Source organism: Pseudomonas floridensis, assembly GCF_002087235.1.
Taxonomy (GTDB): domain Bacteria; phylum Pseudomonadota; class Gammaproteobacteria; order Pseudomonadales; family Pseudomonadaceae; genus Aquipseudomonas; species Aquipseudomonas floridensis.
The window spans coordinates 1-14,725 of sequence record NZ_MUIO01000146.1 but is presented as its reverse complement, the minus strand read 5'-3'; the positions used below and the strand labels follow the sequence as shown (position 1 = coordinate 14,725).

17 protein-coding genes and 2 pseudogenes are annotated in these 14,725 nt (G+C 60.3%); 9 read left to right on the top strand and 10 right to left on the bottom strand.

All coding sequences use genetic code 11. From position 1 onward, the window contains the following. Together BZK31_RS29285 and BZK31_RS26820 are read right to left on the bottom strand one after the other, a co-directional pair. A pseudogene (locus tag BZK31_RS29285) lies at window positions 1-131 on the bottom strand (IS5/IS1182 family transposase); the annotation flags it as partial. Between the two features lie 53 nt (window positions 132-184). Continuing rightward, window positions 185-379 (bottom strand): annotated as a pseudogene (locus tag BZK31_RS26820) (GNAT family N-acetyltransferase); the annotation flags it as partial. 192 nt (window positions 380-571) lie between these two features. On the opposite strand from BZK31_RS26820, the gene BZK31_RS26815 reads away from it, so the two are divergent. Then, window positions 572-898 (top strand): hypothetical protein, encoded by a 327-nt coding sequence (locus BZK31_RS26815; RefSeq protein WP_083186241.1) that lies wholly within the window; start codon window positions 572-574, stop codon window positions 896-898. Window positions 899-1,292: 394 nt separating this feature from the next. Then, window positions 1,293-1,526 (top strand): DUF6124 family protein, encoded by a 234-nt coding sequence (locus BZK31_RS26810; RefSeq protein WP_083186240.1) that lies wholly within the window; start codon window positions 1,293-1,295, stop codon window positions 1,524-1,526. Between the two features lie 40 nt (window positions 1,527-1,566). On the opposite strand, the gene BZK31_RS26805 is transcribed toward BZK31_RS26810, so the two are convergent. From BZK31_RS26805 to BZK31_RS26790, 4 genes are all read right to left on the bottom strand, one after another. Beyond that, window positions 1,567-2,724, bottom strand: coding sequence for a phospholipase D-like domain-containing protein (locus BZK31_RS26805; RefSeq protein ID WP_083186239.1), 1,158 nt, complete (start codon window positions 2,722-2,724; stop codon window positions 1,567-1,569). A 1-nt stretch (window position 2,725) separates the two neighbouring features. Next, window positions 2,726-3,277, bottom strand: a complete 552-nt coding sequence (locus tag BZK31_RS26800) for a YceI family protein (RefSeq protein WP_083186244.1) — start codon at window positions 3,275-3,277, stop codon at window positions 2,726-2,728. 240 nt (window positions 3,278-3,517) lie between these two features. Then, a complete protein-coding gene (locus tag BZK31_RS26795; RefSeq protein ID WP_083186238.1) occupies window positions 3,518-3,856 on the bottom strand; it encodes an amidase in 339 nt (112 codons plus the stop codon). Beyond that, window positions 3,853-4,959: a serine hydrolase domain-containing protein gene (locus tag BZK31_RS26790; protein ID WP_083186237.1), complete on the bottom strand. Its 1,107-nt coding sequence runs from the start codon at window positions 4,957-4,959 to the stop codon at window positions 3,853-3,855. Before BZK31_RS26790 ends, BZK31_RS26795 begins: the two co-directional genes overlap by 4 nt. 379 nt (window positions 4,960-5,338) lie before the next feature. On the opposite strand from BZK31_RS26790, the gene olsB reads away from it, so the two are divergent. Continuing rightward, complete coding sequence (gene olsB, locus BZK31_RS26785) at window positions 5,339-6,094, top strand: L-ornithine N(alpha)-acyltransferase (RefSeq protein WP_083186236.1); 756 nt, start codon at window positions 5,339-5,341, stop codon at window positions 6,092-6,094. Beyond that, window positions 6,094-6,885 (top strand): lysophospholipid acyltransferase family protein, encoded by a 792-nt coding sequence (locus tag BZK31_RS26780; protein WP_083186235.1) that lies wholly within the window; start codon window positions 6,094-6,096, stop codon window positions 6,883-6,885. The genes olsB and BZK31_RS26780 overlap by 1 nt, the downstream gene beginning before the upstream one ends. On the opposite strand, the gene BZK31_RS26775 is transcribed toward BZK31_RS26780, so the two are convergent. After that, entirely contained in the window at window positions 6,843-7,442 is a 600-nt protein-coding gene (locus BZK31_RS26775; protein ID WP_083186234.1) for an acyl carrier protein phosphodiesterase, read from the bottom strand. The two genes, BZK31_RS26780 and BZK31_RS26775, sit on opposite strands and share 43 nt — an antisense overlap. Window positions 7,443-7,606: 164 nt before the next feature. On the opposite strand from BZK31_RS26775, the gene BZK31_RS26770 reads away from it, so the two are divergent. From BZK31_RS26770 to BZK31_RS26760, 3 genes are read left to right on the top strand one after another with little or no spacing between them, the layout of a single operon-like run. After that, on the top strand, window positions 7,607-7,921 hold the full coding sequence (locus BZK31_RS26770) for an ArsR/SmtB family transcription factor (protein ID WP_083186233.1): 315 nt from the start codon (window positions 7,607-7,609) through the stop codon (window positions 7,919-7,921). A gap of 28 nt (window positions 7,922-7,949) precedes the next feature. Beyond that, window positions 7,950-9,116, top strand: a complete 1,167-nt coding sequence (locus BZK31_RS26765) for an MFS transporter (RefSeq protein WP_083186232.1) — start codon at window positions 7,950-7,952, stop codon at window positions 9,114-9,116. A 21-nt stretch (window positions 9,117-9,137) separates the two neighbouring features. Beyond that, a complete protein-coding gene (locus BZK31_RS26760; RefSeq protein ID WP_083186231.1) occupies window positions 9,138-10,187 on the top strand; it encodes an alkene reductase in 1,050 nt (349 codons plus the stop codon). 108 nt (window positions 10,188-10,295) lie between these two features. Here BZK31_RS26760 and BZK31_RS26755 read toward each other — a convergent pair whose 3' ends face one another. The 3 genes from BZK31_RS26755 to BZK31_RS26745 all read right to left on the bottom strand — a co-directional run bounded on the left by BZK31_RS26755 (window position 10,296) and on the right by BZK31_RS26745 (window position 13,204). After that, entirely contained in the window at window positions 10,296-11,150 is an 855-nt protein-coding gene (locus BZK31_RS26755) for an ATPase (protein WP_083186230.1), read from the bottom strand. A gap of 85 nt (window positions 11,151-11,235) precedes the next feature. After that, window positions 11,236-12,228, bottom strand: coding sequence for an NAD-dependent epimerase/dehydratase family protein (locus tag BZK31_RS26750; RefSeq protein ID WP_083186229.1), 993 nt, complete (start codon window positions 12,226-12,228; stop codon window positions 11,236-11,238). A gap of 76 nt (window positions 12,229-12,304) precedes the next feature. Then, window positions 12,305-13,204: a LysR family transcriptional regulator ArgP gene (locus tag BZK31_RS26745; RefSeq protein WP_083186243.1), complete on the bottom strand. Its 900-nt coding sequence runs from the start codon at window positions 13,202-13,204 to the stop codon at window positions 12,305-12,307. Window positions 13,205-13,299: 95 nt separating this feature from the next. Here BZK31_RS26745 and BZK31_RS26740 point away from each other — a divergent pair, with 95 nt between their 5' ends. Together BZK31_RS26740 and sodB are read left to right on the top strand one after the other, a co-directional pair. Continuing rightward, entirely contained in the window at window positions 13,300-13,902 is a 603-nt protein-coding gene (locus BZK31_RS26740; protein ID WP_083186242.1) for a LysE/ArgO family amino acid transporter, read from the top strand. 193 nt (window positions 13,903-14,095) lie between these two features. Further along, window positions 14,096-14,677, top strand: a complete 582-nt coding sequence (gene sodB, locus BZK31_RS26735) for a superoxide dismutase [Fe] (protein ID WP_083186228.1) — start codon at window positions 14,096-14,098, stop codon at window positions 14,675-14,677. Window positions 14,678-14,725 lie beyond the last annotated feature (48 nt).

Genomic DNA, 14,725 nt, shown 5'->3' with positions numbered 1-14,725 from the left:
TAGAACGGCTCGATCAGGCCCAGCAGAGCTACCCAGGGTACGACCTGATCCATCTCGGCAAGGAAGCGTTCGCGGCGGGTTTGCTTGCGCTTGCCGGCGTACTCGAAGTCGGAAAAGCTCATCTGGCTCATGGGAGGCTCGGATCAGGTGTTCAGGCGATTTTCGCATACCCGGGACTTGTTCGGAGATTCCTTAGCCGCCGATCCAGATACGCAACCATCAGACATTCGCCGGGAGCGTCGAAGCGATTGGCTCCGGAGTTCCATTGCGTAATCAATCGGGTAAGAAACCGGAAGCCTTCTTCAACCGCCTCTTTTTCCAGAGTCAGTAACTGGGACGGAAGATGATTGATCTGCTGGATCTCAATCTTTTCAGTCATCTTCAACACCTTGATATCAACCTGCTTGAATGAGAGGCAATGTTCGTCGACCTGTTGCCACGGTGGCAAGCGTGCGCGTTCGACAGAAGGACTGGCAAGTTGCGAGTGACGCAAGTTCATGCCTCATTGAAGCCCCGAAGGGCGTCGGATATTCTTCATGTCCGATGACAGTTTTCGACAAGGATGTAGACCGTGACCCAGACGCCGTATCACCCAGACCTCAATGACTGCCCACTGCAGTGCAAAATCATCGCTGATGCTATTCAGGGGTATGCGCTGGCTGACCCCGGCGACCGCGATGATCTTTTCGATCCTGTTTTTCTGGATTGGGGTTTTGGCCCTTATTGGGCGATTGCCAAACAGCTGATCAAAGCACCGCTATGTGATCAGTTCGCTGACATCCTTAATCTCACTAACGATAAAAAGGCGAGAGCTCATCGAATCGTCTATTTCTTCTGGAATGGTGGCCCGAGTATTGACGCTGATTCATTGAAGGTTGCCGAAATGGTCACCTACTGAGCCAAATCACTCACTCTCAATAAGCACGAGAAAAATGCACTGAAAAAGCATTTTCAGCGGGCGTTGTAGGACTTAATAGCGGGATGCCTCCCTATCCTTTGAGTGAAATTTCCGAGAGAATCCCAGCCCCTTGCGCCTGCCCACTCCGGTCTCTAGGCTGCACCGGTCGCTGCACAATCAGCGATCAGGTTTGGTAGACCTGAGTGACCTGTGCGCAATGCGCCACCTTTTGCGGGGCGCATTTTTTCGGTCTGCTTTTATGGCGGCCGTGCGCTTGGCGTCTTCGGACGCACCGGCTTGCCTGGTCACCGGTCTACCAACCTGCGTGCGGCCGCCACCCAATCGTTTGGTAGCGAAAAGGGGCGGCTCCTTCTAACGATCAGGAGTTGCAACCATGCTCGACAAAGTCATCCCAGACCCACCCACGGCCCTCTACACCATCAACCAATCCGTCTCTCAGGAAGAAGCGCTCAACTACGCGTCTGACCTGTTGCGCTGCATCATCACCACGGCCTACGAATCAGGCGATAACGCCGAGGGCACCAGCCGGGATCTGGTGTTTGCGGTGCTGCACATGGCGGAGTTGGCCAAGGCGATGGTCGATCGTTCGCTCGACAGCATCGTCTAGCGGGCACAAGGCTTGGGGCCGTTGCTGGCCCCTATCTCGATCAGTTGCGCTGGTCCAGCAGGTTGACCACCAGCCGGTCGATCCAGCCCCACAGCCGCTGTTTGACCCTGCGCCACAATGGCCGCGCTTTCCAGTCAGCCAGGGTGGTTTCGGCGCTCAGGGCGAAGTCTTTTTCGAAACTGGCGACCACGTCTTTCGTCAGGCCCGGATCGAGGGCTTCGACGTTGGCTTCCAGGTTGAAGCGCAGGTTCCAGTGATCGAAATTGCAGGAACCGATGCTGACCCAGTCGTCGATCAAAACCATTTTCAGGTGCAGAAAACACGGCTGGTATTCGAAGATTTTCACGCCAGCGCGCAGCAGGCGCGGGTAATAGCGATGACCTGCGTAGCGCACGGAAGGATGATCGGTGCGCGGGCCGGTCAGCAGCAGTCGGACATCCACACCGCGCCCTGCGGCTCTGCGCAAGGCTCGGCGGACTCGCCAGGTGGGCAGAAAATAGGGCGTCGCCAGCCAGATACGTTTCTGGCCGCTGTTCAGGGCGCGAACGAGCGATTGCAGAATGTCGCGGTGCTGACGCGAGTCGGCATAGGCCACGCGGCCCAGGCCTTCGCCGGAAACCGGTGCGCTGGGCAAGTGCGTCAGGCCGAAATTCTCTTTCGGCCGCCAGGCGGTGCGGCGCGGATTGACGTGAAACTGCCGGTCGAACAGCGCCTGCCAGTCGATCACCAACGGGCCGGTGATTTCCACCATCACTTCGTGCCACTGGCTGACGTCCTTGTCCGGTTCCCAGAATTCATCGGTCACGCCGGTGCCGCCGACGACTGCCAGTTTCTTGTCCACGACCAGTATCTTGCGATGGTCGCGGTAGAGGTTGCGTAGACCGCGCCGCCAGTGGATCGGGTTGTAGAGGCGCAGGATCACGCCTGCGTCAGTCAATTGTTTGCGCAGGCCTGCGTCGAACGCCTGAGAACCGAAACCGTCGAACAGACAGCGCACGATGACGCCGCGTCGGCCGGCGTCCACCAGTGCCCGCACGATCGCATCGGCACAGGCGCCGGCTTCGACCAGATACAGTTCCAGGTCGACCTGTTGTTCGGCCTTGTCGATGGCGGCAATCATGCGCGGAAAGAAAGCCGGGCCGTCGATCAATAACTGAAATTGGTTGTTTTCACGCCATGGAAAGATCGCACCGGTCATGTCAGCGCGCCGTGAAGATCAGCACGGCCCCGACGGGGACCGACAGGCTGATCGCCGCCAAACCTGCGTTTGCGCGCAGTGAGCTGAAATCCGGTACCAGATCGAAGTCCTGGGCGTGAACCACCAGCGGTTCGAGGGTGACCACCTGAAAGCGCCGGTCATCCAGGCGCGTGGCCAGCAACTCGGCGTTGTAGGTGTGAGTCTTGCCGCGCAGGCTAACGGTCAGTGGCAGACGCAATTCCAGTTGCGCGCCGGGCGCCAGTGCGTTGATCGGGCGCATATCGAGTTGAGCGTTGATCTGTGCTTCAGGAAATTTGCGGATCTGGAACATCTGCTCGCGCAGTCGCTCGTCGCGCAGGGCGATGCCGGTGCTGACCGACTCAAGCTCCACTTCGAGCTCGGCCAGGCCTTTGTCGTCCACCTTGCCGTGCAGCACCAGGAAGCGATGCACTTCGGCGATGTCGGCATTCTTGGTGGAGGTGAAGGACAGTCGTGATGACTCGTTATCCAGATACCAACTGGCGTGGGCAGGCAGCGCCACAGCGGTCAGCATGGCCAGCGCAGAGCGTCTCAACGCGATGGCATTGAAAGCGGGCCGGACAGGCTTGCCTGCAACATCCAGACCCCGTCTCTTCGCCTGCCTTTTCCTTGTCTTGCCTTCGCTCACTGCGTTGTCACGCAGTTTGTGAAGCAGGCGAATCGTGTTGAGCATGCAGACTCCAGACGTGCAGTTGAGGAGAACCTTATCCGCCTGTCAGACCGCTGGCAAACCGCTCCGTTCGTCCGCTGACGGTTATGGTGCTTCGGGCAACAGACGACAGCCCTCACGCGGGCCTTGCCAGGCAGCAGTGCTGGAGCGTCCGAGGCCGCTGGCGATCACGCGTTTCAGTTCAGGCTGGTCGATCAAGGTGCTGGGCACGTACTGCTTGATGTAGGCCCGGCAATACTCTTCCGGGTTATTCACCACGTAGCGGCACGAGCAGTATTCCTTGGCGGTGTAGGCGCTGATGATGGTCGGAAAGGCCTGCAAGGCGACGCGGTATTGCCAGATCAGAATCACCAGCGCCGCCAAAATCAACAGCAGCAGGCTGGTGAAGGGACGACGCAGGATAAACAGTCGACGATTGCTCATTGCCCGTTCTCCTTGCTGAAGGCTGCCTGGATGAGCGTGAGCATCTGATCGTGGTTGTAGCTGCCGTCGCGATCGTCGGCGTAGCGCACGATGACCAGTTTCTGGCTGGGGATCACGTACAGAGCCTGGCCCCAATGACCGAGCGCAGCGAAGGTATCAGGGGGCGCGTCGGGCCAGGGTCCGCTGCCTCCCTCGGCGGTGCGGTTGAGCCACCATTGTCCGCCGGGCACTTCGATGTTCGCCTGCACCTGCTCACCTTTGAACGGCGTCAACACGAAGTCCACCCAGGCCTTGTTGAACAAGGCCTTGTCTTGCCACTGCCCGCCACGCTGCATGAGCAGCCCGATGCGTGCCAGGTCGCGAGCGGTCATGTAGGCATAGGATGATCCGACGAAAGCGCCGCTGGCGTCGGTTTCCCACACTGCATCACGAATGCCGAGCGGAGCGAACAGCGCTGTCCAGGGATAATCCGGATAGGCCTGCGCGCCGACCATGGTTTTCAAGGCCGCCGCCAGCACATTGCTGTCGCCACTGGAATACAGGTAGCGGCTGCCGGGCGTGGTGGCGGCCTTATGGCTGGCGGTGAAGCGCGCCATGTCTTCGCGCCCCAGGGTGTAGAGCATCGCCACCACCGAGGAGTTGAGCGGCGCGTATTCGTAGTCTTCCTGCCAGTCGAGCCCGGACGCCCAATGCATCAAGTCCTTGATGGTGATGGCGGGATGGGCTTTGAACGGTTCGTAGAACTTCGCCACCGGATCGTCCAGTTGAAAGCGCCCCTGCTCGAAGGCAACGCCCAGAACCGTCGCCATGATGCTTTTGCTGATCGACCAGGTCAGGTGCGGCGTCTGCTCGCTAGTTACGCCGGAGTAACGCTCGTAAACGATTTCGCCGTCCTTGATCACCAGCAATGCGTCGGTACGCACGCCGTTGCGGGTGGCTTCGTCGCGGGGCGGGAAGGCATAGCTTTCCAGCGCTTCGAGGGCGGGGGCTGGAGGCGTTGGTCGTGAAAACCATTGTTCGCCGGGCCAGGTTTCGGCTTGTGCATTCAAGGCACTTGCACTCAGAGCAACACACATACACCAGCGAGCCAACCGAGACAGCATGACAAGTCCTCGCAGAATTATCCGGGCACCGTAACAGGTGTTTATGACAGCTGCGCGGTGACACCGGGGTGCTGATGAGAAGCATCACGACGTTCTGCATCACATCTTGAAAAAAGGTCATCGTCAGCCTTCGCGGACAAGTCCGCTCCCACAGGAAATTTCCCACAGGGAATTTCTGGATCCACGACGCGGACATGTCCGCGAAAGCGCCGGAGTGGCCACTTTCTGAAGGACAACACGATCTCTCCTCTGCGTCACACAACCATCACTAAAGCTTCATGGGCATGACACGCCATCTCCCTAGCCTGCAACTACCGCAAAGCGCTTGGACAAATCAGTCGACCGGCCGATGTTGCATGGCTGGCTCATGGAGATTCGTATGACCCAGATCGCCCGCATTCGTGAAAACACCGCTGAACGCCGTCTTCAGGCCGAACGCCTGATTGGAGCGCGAGCCTTGCAGGAAGCACAGGCTTTGCGTTTCAGCGTGTTCAGCGAAGAGTTCAACGCCAGGCTCAACGGCGCGGAACAAGGTCTGGATATCGACGACTACGATGTGCATTGCTCGCACATCGGCGTGCGCGACCTGAACACCGGGCGACTGGTGGCGACCACGCGACTGCTCGATCACAAGGCGGCCACCACGCTGGGTCGTTTCTACAGCGAAGAAGAATTCAGCCTGCACGGTCTGGTGCATCTGCAAGGTCCGATTCTGGAACTGGGCCGCACCTGCGTTGACCCGGCCTACCGCAACGGCGGCACCATCGCGGTGTTGTGGAGCGAACTGGCCGAAGTCCTGAACGAAGGCGGCTACAGCTACCTGATGGGCTGTGCGAGCATCCCGATGCAGGACGGCGGCATTCAGGCCCACGCGATCATGCAACGCCTGCGCGAGCGTTACCTGTGCAACGAGCACCTGCGCGCCGAGCCGAAAAACCCGCTGCCAACCCTCGACATCCCGAGCAACGTGATCTGCGAAATGCCGCCGCTGCTCAAGGCCTACATGCGTCTGGGTGCGAAGATCTGCGGCGAGCCGTGCTGGGATGAAGATTTTCAGGTGGCCGACGTGTTCATCCTGCTCAAGCGCGATGACCTGTGCCCACGCTACGCACGCCACTTCAAGGCGGCAGTGTGATGAGTCGGGTACGCGGCTATGCACGCGTGGTCCGGGTGCTGTTGGTGGTGGCGCTAGGCCTGACGATTGCCGGGGCCTTCGCGGTGCTTGAGCGTCTGAAAGTCGGCAGTTCAATGGAGCGTCGTCAGCGCTGGAGTCGCTGGTTCATGGCGCGCCTGACCAGCGCCCTGCCATTTCGCGTGACCATCACCGGCGAACTGCCGCGCCAGCCGATGCTGTGGGTCAGCAATCACGTGTCATGGACCGACATCGCGTTGCTGGGCATGTTGGCCCCGCTGTCGTTTCTGTCCAAGGCCGAAGTGCGGACCTGGCCGGTCGCCGGCTGGCTGGCGTTGAAGGCCGGCACGCTGTTCATTCGCCGTGGCTCAGGCGACAGTCGCCTGATTCAGAAGCAAATGAGCAATCACTTGCAGCAAGGCAACGCGCTGTTGATCTTCCCGGAAGGCACCACCACCGACGGCAAAAGCCTGCGCACCTTTCACGGTCGTCTGCTTTCAAGCGCCATCGAAGCAGGTGTGGACATTCAACCGGTGGCGATCGCCTACTCACGCGACGGCAAGCCGGACCCGATTGCACCCTTCATTGGCGACGATGACCTGCTGTCGCACCTGCGCCGCCTGTTCGCCAACGAACAAAGCGATGTGCACATTCACCTGCTCACGCCGATCCAGACCGCCGGCCAGGAACGCGCCGCACTGGCATTCAAGGCACAGCAGGCGGTTCAGGTCGCGTTGTTCGGCGAATCCGCTCAGCCGAGCGAAGTGGTTGCACGTCCAGCCAAGGCCGCCTGAGCGAAGTCCTGCAATTGCGGATAGAACTCAGCGAAATCGGCACTGAGGGGTTGGTAGAGCGCCTGCAGTTCCTGCATGCCGCCCGCCAGCCCTTCGGGCCGTGACAGACGCCGCGAGATCCCGCCCAACACCTGTTCCAGCACCTCGAACTCTCGATACGAGCCCAGCCAGTCCTGAGCCGCCATGCGCGGTGCAATCAGCGCCAGACGCTCGGGCAACTGCGGCTCGGCAGCCAGCACGCCGTAGACCTTGCGCGTAAATGCTTCCAAAGACCCATCGGCGTAGTGATGCCAGTCACGCGCCAGACAATGGTCGAAAAACACATCGAGCATGATGCCGGCATAGCGCCGACGCTCTGCCGGAAAGCGGGCAATGGATGCCTTGATCAACGGATGGCTGTCCGTGAAAGCATCAATGCTGCGGTGCAGGCGGATGGCTGCTTCCAGCTCATCGGGAAAACGTCCCGGCAGCGGACCTTTGACGAAGTCGCCGTACAGGCTGCCGAGCAATTGGGCGGGCCGATGGCCGCCGAGATGGAGATGGGCCAGATAGTTCATGGGCCCAAGCCTACGCCGCTTTCCGGGCTCAGGTCCATATATCGATATAACCCGATATACCGATTTGCCATACACTCAGTCCAAAATCATATTGGTATATCGCGAAATATAGATATAAGGTTCGCTGCATCGCGATATATCGCTACACCGCCTGTGAGAACGACATGCCCATCGACCTCGACGACATAATTAAAGCCCTCGCCCATCCGGTGCGCCGAGAAATCCTGACCTGGCTCAAAGACCCTCGCGCCTCGTTTCCCGCGCAGGAATATTCGATCGAACACGGCGTCTGCGCCGGACAGATCGACCAGCGCGCCGGGCTTTCCCAGTCCACTGTTTCTGCGCACCTGGCGACCTTGCAACGGGCCGGACTGATCAGCAGCAAGAAGGTCGGCCAATGGCATTTCTTCAGACGCAATGAAGAAACCATCCAGGCGTTCGTACAGGCACTCGTTCACGAACTGAACAATCCGACCTGATCCATTCATCATTCACAGGAGATGCCGCGTGCCTCTTTCACTCCTCATTCTGGCCCTGAGCGCCTTCGCCATCGGCACGACCGAGTTCGTCATCATGGGCTTGCTGCCCGATGTTGCGGCAGACCTGGGCGTGTCCATTCCCGGTGCCGGCTGGCTGGTGACCGGCTACGCGCTGGGCGTTGCCATCGGCGCGCCGTTCATGGCGATGGCAACCTCACGACTGCCTCGCAAAGCGGCATTGGTGACGCTGATGGGCATCTTCATTGTCGGCAACCTGCTGTGCGCGCTGGCCAGTGACTACAACGTGCTGATGTTCGCTCGGGTCGTGACGGCGCTGTGCCACGGCGCGTTCTTCGGCATCGGTTCGGTGGTTGCCGCAGGTCTGGTGCCCGCCAACCGTCGCGCATCGGCCGTGGCCTTGATGTTCACCGGTCTGACCCTCGCCAACGTGCTGGGCGTGCCGCTGGGGACCGCGCTGGGTCAGTACGCAGGCTGGCGCTCGACCTTCTGGGCGGTGACCGTCATCGGCGTGATTGCCCTGATCGGCCTGATCCGCTTTCTGCCCACCAACCGCGATGAAGAGAAGCTCGACATGCGCGCCGAACTGGCGGCGCTCAAGGGTGCGGGAATCTGGTTGTCGCTGACCATGACCGCGCTGTTCTCAGCCTCGATGTTCACGCTGTTCACCTACGTCGCGCCGTTGCTTGGCGACGTGACCGGCGTGTCACCTCAGGGCGTGACCTGGACCCTGCTGCTAATCGGACTGGGCCTGACGCTGGGCAATGTGATCGGCGGCAAGATGGCCGACCGCAAGGTGTCCTCGACGCTGATTGCCGTGTTCATCTCGATGGCGGTGATTTCCACAGCGCTGAGCTGGACCAGCGTGGCCTTGATCCCGACCGAGATCACCCTCTTCCTCTGGGCCGTCGCCGCCTTCGCCGCCGTGCCTGCGCTGCAGATCAACGTGGTGACCTTCGGCAAGGCCGCACCCAACCTGGTTTCGACCCTGAACATCGGCGCGTTCAACGTTGGCAACGCGCTGGGCGCCTGGGTCGGCGGCAGCGTCATCGCCCACGGTCTGGGCCTGACCCGCGTGCCGTTGGCCGCCGCTGTGCTGGCAGTGCTCGCGCTGCTGATCACCCTGATTACGTTTCGTCAGACCGGCAACCCCGATCTGGCTCCGGCTACCCATTAATCACTTACGAGGATTCGACGCATGACGACTATCTTTGACCCGATCACAATTGGCGACCTGCAACTGCCCAACCGCATCATCATGGCCCCGCTGACACGCTGCCGTGCCGACGAAGGCCGCGTGCCCAACGCGATGATGGCCGAGTATTACGTGCAGCGCGCTTCCGCCGGCCTGATCATCAGCGAAGCCACCTCAATCACGCCAATGGGCGTGGGTTACCCCGACACACCGGGCATCTGGTCCAGCGATCAGGTCCGTGGCTGGAGCAACATCACCAAGGCCGTGCACGGCGCCGGTGGCCGTATCGTACTGCAACTGTGGCATGTAGGCCGCATCTCCCACCCGCTCTACCTGAACGACGAACTGCCGGTTGCGCCGAGCGCCGTGCAGCCTGAAGGTCACGTAAGCCTGGTGCGTCCGATCACCGGTTTCCCGACCCCTCGTGCATTGGAACTGGCGGAAATCGGCGACATCGTCGAGGCTTACCGTGTGGGTGCGGAGAACGCCAAGGCGGCCGGTTTTGACGGCGTGGAAATCCACGGCGCCAACGGTTATCTGCTCGACCAGTTCCTGCAGACCAGCACCAACCAGCGCACCGACCAGTACGGCGGCTCCCTGGAAAACCGTGCCCGTTTGCTCTTGGAAGTGACGGATGCGGCCATCGACGTCTGGGGCGCCGGTCGTGTGGGCGTGCATCTTTCGCCTCGCGCCGACCTGCACGACATGGGCGATGACAACCTGGCTGAAACCTTCAGCTATGTGGCAAAAGAGCTGGGCAAGCGCGGTATCGCATTCATCTGCGCACGTGAACGCGACGCCAGCGACAGCATCGGTCCGCAGTTGAAGAGGGATTTTGGTGGCGTGTACATCGCCAACGAGAAATTCACCAAGGACAGCGCCAACGCCTGGCTGGCCGAAGGCAAGGCCGACGCAGTGGCGTGGGGCGTGCCTTACATCGCCAACCCGGATCTGCCGGAGCGCCTGGCCAACGACGCGCCTCTGAACGAGCCGCACCCTGAAACCTTCTACGCCAAGGGCCCGGTCGGCTACATCGACTACCCACGCATGTAAACGTTTGCGCCCACAAAAAAACCTGACGTGCAGACGTCAGTTTTTTTTATGGCTGATCCAGAAAGACCGGTGCAGTCTTAGCCACTTCATCACAGACCTCAAAGCACCTCAACGGCGCGCGTTGAGCTGTTGCGACAGGTTCTGGATCTGGCTGGTCAGGGTATTGATGTTGCGCGTCACCTGAGCGCGAAATGCGTCGAACTCGGCCGTATTGCCCGCCGCTGCGGTAGGTGCCGGACGGTTTTCCTGCTCGCTCTTGAGCACGATCAGGTCTTGTTCCAGACGCTCGATGGCAGCAGACGGATTGGGCTGTTTCTTCAAGGTGGCGACATCGGCGGCCAGGCTTTTGAGCTGAGTGTCCAGCTTGCCCTGATCAGCCTGTGCCGTCTTGAGGTCAGGCAGCGCCGCCTTCAGCGCAGTCAACTCCGTCACAACACCCTTGAGCTGCTCCTGCAACTGGGCGTATTCGGTCTGCTGTTGCGTGGTTTGCGCGGCCATCTGCTCCAGTCGCTTGTCGAGGCTGGTCTGCTGGCCTTCAACGCCTTCGCGCTGCTTGTCCTGATCCTCCAGTTGCGCTTCCAGCAGCTTGATTCGCTGCTTGAGCGCCTCACCGTCACTGGACAGGGACTCAGTGGCGACGACCTTGCCGGAAATATCCTGTAGGCGCCCCGCCGCTTCTTCGCTGATGCGAGCGAAGCTTTCCTGCGTTGCTACCAGTTGCTGCTCCATCAGCGACACTTGTTGAAAGCTCCACCAGCCAAGACCGCAGAAGGCGATGAACAGCGCACCGACCAGCGCCCAGAGCGGACCGGTGCTCGGACCTTTGACCTTGACCACCGGCGTGGTGCGTGAATAGACCGTGGTGCGCTCCCGCGCGCCCTTGACCGGCACGAAATCATCATCGTCGTCCTTGGCGCTGAGGGGGGGGACGTCATCGACGTCATCGTATGGATCGTTACGCATGAGCAACCCTTCAAGAAGCTGTTGAAACCAAAGCTGGCGAGTATACCAACGGCACGTGAAGCAATTTCAATGTGCCATTATTCAGTCAGTTCGATTGTTGGGCTTTCCACCAGCCGCAAAATTCGTCCAGCGCCGCCCAGACACTTACGCGGGGCTGGTAATCCAGATAATGCATGGCGCGACTGATATCAAGCGTGAAGTCCTTGTTCATGACCTGCATCCCGAGACGCGACAGCGTGGGTTCAGGTCGACCCGGCCAGAGCATGCAGGCTCCCTCGTTGATCGCTGCCGCCGTGTAGGCCAGACCGTACGAACGATAGCGGGTGACCTGCGGCAACTGCATCTGCCGCATGACGTAGTTGATGGCATCCCACAGCGGCACCGGGGCGCCATTGCTGAGGTTGTAGACCTTGCCCAGCGCGGAGCCAGCGGCCAGCAGACAGCTTAATAACGCTTCGTTGAGGTTCTGCATGCTGGTGAAGTCCACAACGTTAAGACCGTTGCCGACGATGGACAGGCGCTTCTTGCGCTGCATGTGCAGCAGACGCGGAAAGATGCTGTTATCGCCTGCGCCGGTCACGAAACGAGGCCGTAGGGCGATCACTTCCAGTCCGAATTCTTCGGCGCCAAAGACCTTCTGCTCGGCCAGGTATTTGGTCGCTGCATAATGGTTGTGAAAGCGCTTGGGTACCTGTTCTTCCTTGATGCCACGGTGCGAATGACCATCAAAATAGATCGAAGGCGACGACAGATGGACCAGCCTTCGCACTCGTTGTTTCAGACAGCCTTCGACAATGTTTTCCGTGACCTGCACGTTGCCCTGCATGAAATCCTGACGCCGTCCCCACACGCCGACCGCCCCTGCGCAGTGCACGACGGCCTCTACGTCATCGCACAGCGCCCTGACCAGATACGGGTCGGTCAGGTCGCCCTGCACGAACTCGGCACCACGTCGCACCAGGTGTTCGACACCCTCGGCACGGCGAGCATTGACCCGGACGCTCATCCCCTGCTCCAGAGCGAAACGCGCGAAGCGTCCACCGATGAAGCCGCTTGCGCCGGTAACCAGAATCTTCATTTACCGCTCCATTGACGCATCTGCCGGACAGGATGAACCCTACCCGCATTGATTTCATATATGCACGTACTGACGCTCACTGGCCGCCCGGCGGCACCAGCCAATGCCCGGACTTTTGCGCCAGGTGCCCGGTCAGCCGATTCAGCAACTGTCCGCCGTTGCGCCAATGGTGCCAGTACAGCGGCACATCGATGTAGCGCTCAGGCACCAGCTCGCGCAATGTACCGCTGCGCAGTTGCTGCACAACCTGCAATTCAGGCACCAGCCCCCAGCCCATCCCGGCCTCGATCATGCGCATGAAGCCTTCGGACGAGGGGCATAAATGATGCTTGAAACCACCCTCCACGCCAAACAGCGCCAGGTAGCGATGCTGGAGAAAGTCATCGGGCCCGAACACCAGCGCCGCCGAGCGCGCCAGTTTCTCAGGTGTTACGCCATCGCCAAAATGCCGTTCGATGAAGGATGGTGACGCCAGCGCACGGTAGCGCATAGCGCCCAGTGCCTGACTACGCGCACCGGCCACCGGCCTTTCGCTGCCGCACAGACACGCCGCGACCTCACCGGCGCGCATGCGTTTGAGCCCGACATCCTGATCTTCGACCACCATGTCCAGCAACAAATGATGCTCTGCGCAGAAATCACCTACGGCTTGCGCCCACCAGGTCGCCAGGCTGTCGGCATTCAGCGCGATGCGCAGCCGTTCCGGCAAACCGTCCTCGTCAAGCGCGGGCACCTGGCTTTGCAGATCGCGTTCCAGCAGACGGACCTGCTGCACATGGTTGAGCAAGCGCCGTCCAATATCGGTCGGGCTGGGCGGTGTGGCACGCACCAGCACCGGCTGACCGATGCGTGCTTCCAGCAACTTGATGCGCTGCGAGACCGCCGACTGGGACAGCCCCAACACTTGGGCTGCGCGCTCGAACCCGGCCTGCTCGACCACGGCAGCCAGCGCCGACAACAACTTGTAATCAAACATCATTTTTCCTAATGAGCAATCAGGATTATTGGTTTTCCTTATACCGCGCCAACCACCAGAATCGCCACCTGAACCTGAATTCCGGAGCGCATTTCATGTGGCAAAGCTATTTAAACGGCCTGTTGGTGGCAGCGGGTCTGATCATGGCCATCGGTACACAGAACGCGTTTGTGCTGGCTCAAGGTCTGCGCCGTGAGCATCACCTGCCAGTCGCCCTGCTGTGTATCGTGTGCGATGCACTGCTGATTGCCGCGGGTGTTTTCGGTCTGGCCAACGTGCTGGCCCATAACCCGACCTTGCTGGCGGTGGCGCGCTGGGGTGGCGTGGTCTTTCTGACCTGGTACGGCGTGCAGGCGCTGCGTAGGGCCTGCTCATCCCAAGGCCTGGAAAACAACGGTGTCGTTGGCCTCAGGTCGCGGCGTGCGGTATTGCTCAGCGCACTGGCGGTGACCCTGCTCAATCCGCATGTCTATCTGGACACCGTCCTGCTGATCGGCTCCCTAGGCGCGCAACAGACGGTGCCGCAAGCCTATGTCGCCGGTGCGGCCAGCGCTTCATTACTGTGGTTCTCGAGCCTTGCGATCGGCGCGGCGTGGCTGGCACCCTGGCTCGCGCGTCCCGCCACCTGGCGACTGCTGGATGTGCTGGTCGCCGTAATGATGTTCAGCGTTGCAGTGCAACTCGTTCGCGCCGCCTGAGTGTTTTTTTGCCCGTTGAGTCGACAGCGCCGGAACCTCTATCCCACACAGTTGTTGCGTGGTTATGCCGCAGGCCCGGTGCTATAGTCCGGGGTCTGCGCCGCAAAAGAGTAAAACTCCCGGTGCATGCTGTATCTGGCCGCCCGTGATCGGCCGTGCGATAACCGCAATTGACCTGATAAGGAGATAAACCATGGCTTTTGAATTGCCGCCGCTGCCCTACGCCAAAGACGCTCTGGTGCCGCACATTTCTGCGGAGACACTGGAATATCACCACGACAAGCATCACAACACCTATGTCGTGAACCTGAACAACCTGGTGCCAGGCACCGAGTTCGAAGGCAAGACTCTGGAAGAGATCATCAAGACTTCCTCGGGCGGTATCTTCAACAACGCCGCTCAAGTCTGGAACCACACGTTCTACTGGAACTGTCTGGCGCCAAACGCAGGTGGCGAACCTACCGGCGCGCTGGCTGACGCAATCAACACTGCGTTCGGTTCGTTCGAGAAGTTCAAGGAAGAGTTCAGCAAGACTTCTATCGGCACCTTCGGCTCCGGCTGGGGCTGGCTGGTGAAAAAAGCTGACGGCTCCCTGGCGCTGGCCAGCACCATTGGTGCAGGCAACCCGTTGACCAGCGGTGACACGCCTCTGCTGACCTGCGACGTCTGGGAACACGCCTACTACATCGACTACCGCAACCTGCGTCCGAAGTATGTAGAAGCGTTCTGGAACCTGGTGAACTGGGACTTCGTGGCCAAGCAATACGCCGCCTGATTACCAGCGTCATCAAAAACCCGGCCTTGCGCCGTAATGCTGTTCACT